This is a genomic window from Tepidimonas sp., from assembly GCF_029335975.1.
GTDB lineage: Bacteria > Pseudomonadota > Gammaproteobacteria > Burkholderiales > Burkholderiaceae_C > Tepidimonas.
In genome coordinates this window covers 1-3673 of the sequence record NZ_JARJMT020000092.1, presented here as the reverse complement: position 1 = coordinate 3673, position 3673 = coordinate 1, and the positions used below count along the sequence as shown (strand labels likewise).

At 69.4% G+C, this 3673-nt stretch carries 3 protein-coding genes and 1 pseudogene; all 4 read right to left on the bottom strand.

Annotated elements, in window-relative coordinates; translation table 11 throughout:
- Positions 1–683, bottom strand: a 683-nt coding sequence (locus P3W97_RS05180; protein WP_300844439.1) for an NAD(P)H-dependent oxidoreductase subunit E, incomplete at its 3' end; no start/stop codon positions are given.
- Positions 684–915: 232 nt separating this feature from the next.
- A pseudogene (locus P3W97_RS05175) lies at positions 916–1122 on the bottom strand (DUF1289 domain-containing protein); the annotation flags it as partial.
- A 15-nt stretch (positions 1123–1137) separates the two neighbouring features.
- Positions 1138–2058 (bottom strand): hydroxymethylglutaryl-CoA lyase, encoded by a 921-nt coding sequence (locus P3W97_RS05170; protein WP_300844437.1) that lies wholly within the window; start codon positions 2056–2058, stop codon positions 1138–1140.
- A 39-nt stretch (positions 2059–2097) separates the two neighbouring features.
- The coding region (locus P3W97_RS05165) for a biotin/lipoyl-containing protein (protein ID WP_300844435.1) at positions 2098–3673 on the bottom strand (1576 nt) is incomplete at its 5' end.

The following is a 3673-nucleotide window of genomic DNA, read 5'->3' as shown; positions in this document are numbered from 1 at the left end:
ACATGCCAGTCCTTGAAGGTGCCGACCTCGCCCTCATCCACATTGACCACACCGTGGCGCGGGCCCGGCTGGCCGGCCACCGTGATCCATTTGCGCCAGGCGGGAAAGCCGGCGCCGCCCAAGCCGCGCAGACCGCTGGCCTCCAGCTCGCGCAGCACATCGATTGGGCGCAGCTCCCCGCGCAGCATGCGCTCGAACTGCGCGTAGTCGCGCGGCTGCGGCGGGGCGCCATGCGCCGGGGCGCGGCGCAGTGTGGTCTCGCCGGTGCGCGCGAGCGCCACCACCGCCTCCTCTTGGGCCGGTGCCACCTGCCGCCGGCCCACGCAAGCCGCCGGCGCCTGGTGGCACTGGCCAAGGCAGGGCACCGCCTCCACCACCACGCCGTCATCTGTGGCCAAGGTGGCGCGTACGCGCGCCAGCAGCCGCTCGCTACCGGCCAGCGCGCACGGCAGACTGGTGCAGACGCGCACGGTCGTGCGTGGCGCTGCTGCACCGTCGTCCAGCACGCGAAAGTGGTGATAGAAGGTGGCGACCTCGTACACCTCGGCCTGGCTCAGACGCAGCCGCTCAGCCAGTGCCGCCAGCGTATCGCGCGACAGCCCACCCAATGCATCCTGCAGCCGGTGCAGATGCTCGATCAGCCAATCGCGCCGCGGTTGCAGCCCATCACACAGCCGGGCCACGGTGGCCCGGGCCTGCGGGGTCGGGGACCGTCCCTTGGGGATTGGACGGCCCAACCGGTCGGACGACCGCTGCGCCAATGCAGGGGGTTTCACCTTTTGCTCCGAGATTGCCGCCGATGTTAGCAACAGTCGTCGAAACGGACAAACCTCTGGCGACGACCCTGGGCGGTTCATTGGCGCTGTGCACTACCCCGGAGGTGGGGTTGGGTGACGCGGCTGCCTGCCGCGCCTGCACCGCCTGCCAAATCCGGCGTCGGGTGGCGTCGTCGCTGCCGCCCCAGGCGGCGATCTCGTCCAGCGTGCGCCAGCAACCGGCGCACAGGCCGCGGGCGTCGTCCATGCGGCAAACGCCGATGCAGGGTGACGGCACGGGCGCACCGGCCGGGCTGCGGCGCAGCGCATCGGCCAGCGACAGGTGCCGGTGGGCGGGGGGATTCATCGCCATGGGCAGATATTATCGAGCGATGACGTTGGCCAGCAGGGCGCGCCCGACACGCGACCCTGTTGGGCGCCCCAGTTGTTCGCTGATCCAGGCACCGGTGTCGGCCAGCGCCTGCAGATCGATGCCGGTGTCAATACCCAGGCCGTGCAGCAGATACACCACGTCCTCGGTGGCCACATTTCCGGTCGCGCCTTTGGCATAGGGGCAGCCCCCCAGCCCCGCGACCGAGGATTGGAAGTTCCACACGCCCATCTGCAGCGCGGCCAGCGTGTTGCTCAACGCCTGCCCATAGGTGTCGTGGAAGTGGCCGCTGATGTGGTCGATGTCGTAGTGTGCCAGCGTTGCCTCGATGGCGCGCTGCACCTTCAGCGGCGTGCCCACGCCGATGGTGTCGGCCACGTCCACGCGCTGCACCCCGATATCCTTCATCCTCTTGGCCAGCATGCCCACGCGCTCGGGCGCGATCTCGCCCTCGTAGGGGCAGCCCACGGTGCAGCTCATGGCACCGCGCACGGCAATCCCAGCCTTGCGCGCCGCTTCCACCACCGGCGCAAAGCGCTCGATGCTCTCGGCAATGCTGCAATTGATGTTTTTCCGGCTAAAGGCCTCGCTGGCCGCGCCGAACACCACGATCTCGTCCGGCTGGTCGGCCAGCGCCGCCTCGAAGCCCCTGAGGTTGGGCGTGAGCACGGAGTAGCGCACGCCCGGCTGGCGGGCGATGCCGGCCATGACGGCGTGGTTGTCGGCCATCTGCGGCACCCATTTGGGGCTGACGTAGCTGGTGACTTCGATCTCGCGCAGGCCCGCGGCCTGCAGCCGGTGCACGAGTTCGATTTTGACCGCCGTCGGCACGGGTTGCTTTTCGTTTTGCAGGCCGTCGCGCGGGCCCACGTCGATCAGACGCACGCGTTTGGGGTAGTGTGCAGTGCTCATGACACAGTGTCTTGGGTTGTGCGATGGTTGCGTGCCGGATCAGGCGCTGGCCAGACGCAACAATTCGGCTCCTTCGGCCACCTGATCGCCAGGCGCATACAGCAGCTCGGCGACGGTGCCGTCGGCCGGGGCGGCGATGGTGTGCTCCATCTTCATCGCCTCCAGCACGGCCAGCGGCTGCCCCTTCTTGACCGCATCGCCGACCTGCACCAGAAAGGCGACGACTTTGCCCGGCATGGGCGCAGTGAGGCGCCCGCCCTCGGCCGCCGTGTCACCGGCATGGGCCAGCAGGTCCAACTTGACGATGGCTGCCGACCCCTGCGGGGTGAACAGATGCAGCCGTTCCCCCTGGGCATAGACGGTGGCACGCCAGTCCTCCCCGGCAAACGACACCCCCAGGGCCCAACCGCCCCCCGGCGCGTCGCGCCACGCCAGCGCACCGGCGGTCGCGGCCTCGCCCTCACCCACGACCAGCCAGCGGGTGCCGTCTCGGCGCCAGGTCAGGCGGGCCGGCACGGTGTTCTCGCCCCACTGGAAGGCGAAGCGCCGGCTGCGCTCGCCATGGCTGGCATAACCGTCGCGCGCGCTCCAGGGGTCGTGCCCGTCGGCGCTCGCCCCCCGGGCGACTTGCGCGTCGGTGGCCAGGGTGTGGGCCACCGCAATTGCCACCGCCGCCGTCAGCGGCACCGGCTGTTGGCCAAAGAGGACGGCGGCCTCGCGCTCGATGAGCGCCGTGTCCAGCCGCGCCTGTGCAAACGATGCGCTGCGCACCACATGGCGCAAAAACGCCACATTGTTGGCCACGCCCACGATGTGCAACTGCGCCAGCGCTTGGTCCAGCCGCGCCAGTGCCTGCGCACGCGTGTCGCCGCGTACGATCAGCTTGGCGATCATCGAGTCGTAGTACGGACTGACACTATCGCCCTCGCCCACGCCGTCGTCGATGCGCACATCCGATACGGCAAAGGCGCTGCACGGCGGCTTGCGGTACACACGCAGTCGGCCCGTGGCAGGCAGGAACTGGTTGTCCGGGTTTTCGGCGCAGATGCGCGCCTCGATCGCATGGCCCTGCAGGCGCAGGTCGCGCTGGGTCAAGGGCAAGGGCTCTCCAGCCGCCACGCGCAACTGCCACTCGACCAGGTCCACTCCGGTAATGGCCTCGGTGACCGGATGCTCGACCTGCAGCCGGGTGTTCATTTCCATGAAGTAAAAGCGCATCGCCTCGGGGTGCTCGTACCCCTGCGGCTGCTCGACGATGAACTCCACCGTCCCCGCGCCCACATAGCCGACCGCGCGCGCGGCCGCGACAGCGGCCAGCCCCATGCGCTCGCGCAGCTCCGGCGGCATGTCGGGGGCGGGGGCTTCCTCCAGCACCTTCTGGTGGCGGCGCTGGACCGAGCAATCGCGCTCGAATAGGTGGACCGCGTTGCCATGCGCATCGGCAAACACCTGGATCTCGATATGACGCGGGCGTTGGACATATTTTTCGATCAGCACCGCCGCATCGCCAAAGCTGTTGAGCGCCTCGCGCTGGCACGAGGCCAGGGCCTCGTCGAAGCCCTCGGGTGCGTCCACGCGCCGCATGCCCTTGCCGCCGCCGCCTGCGCTGGCCTTG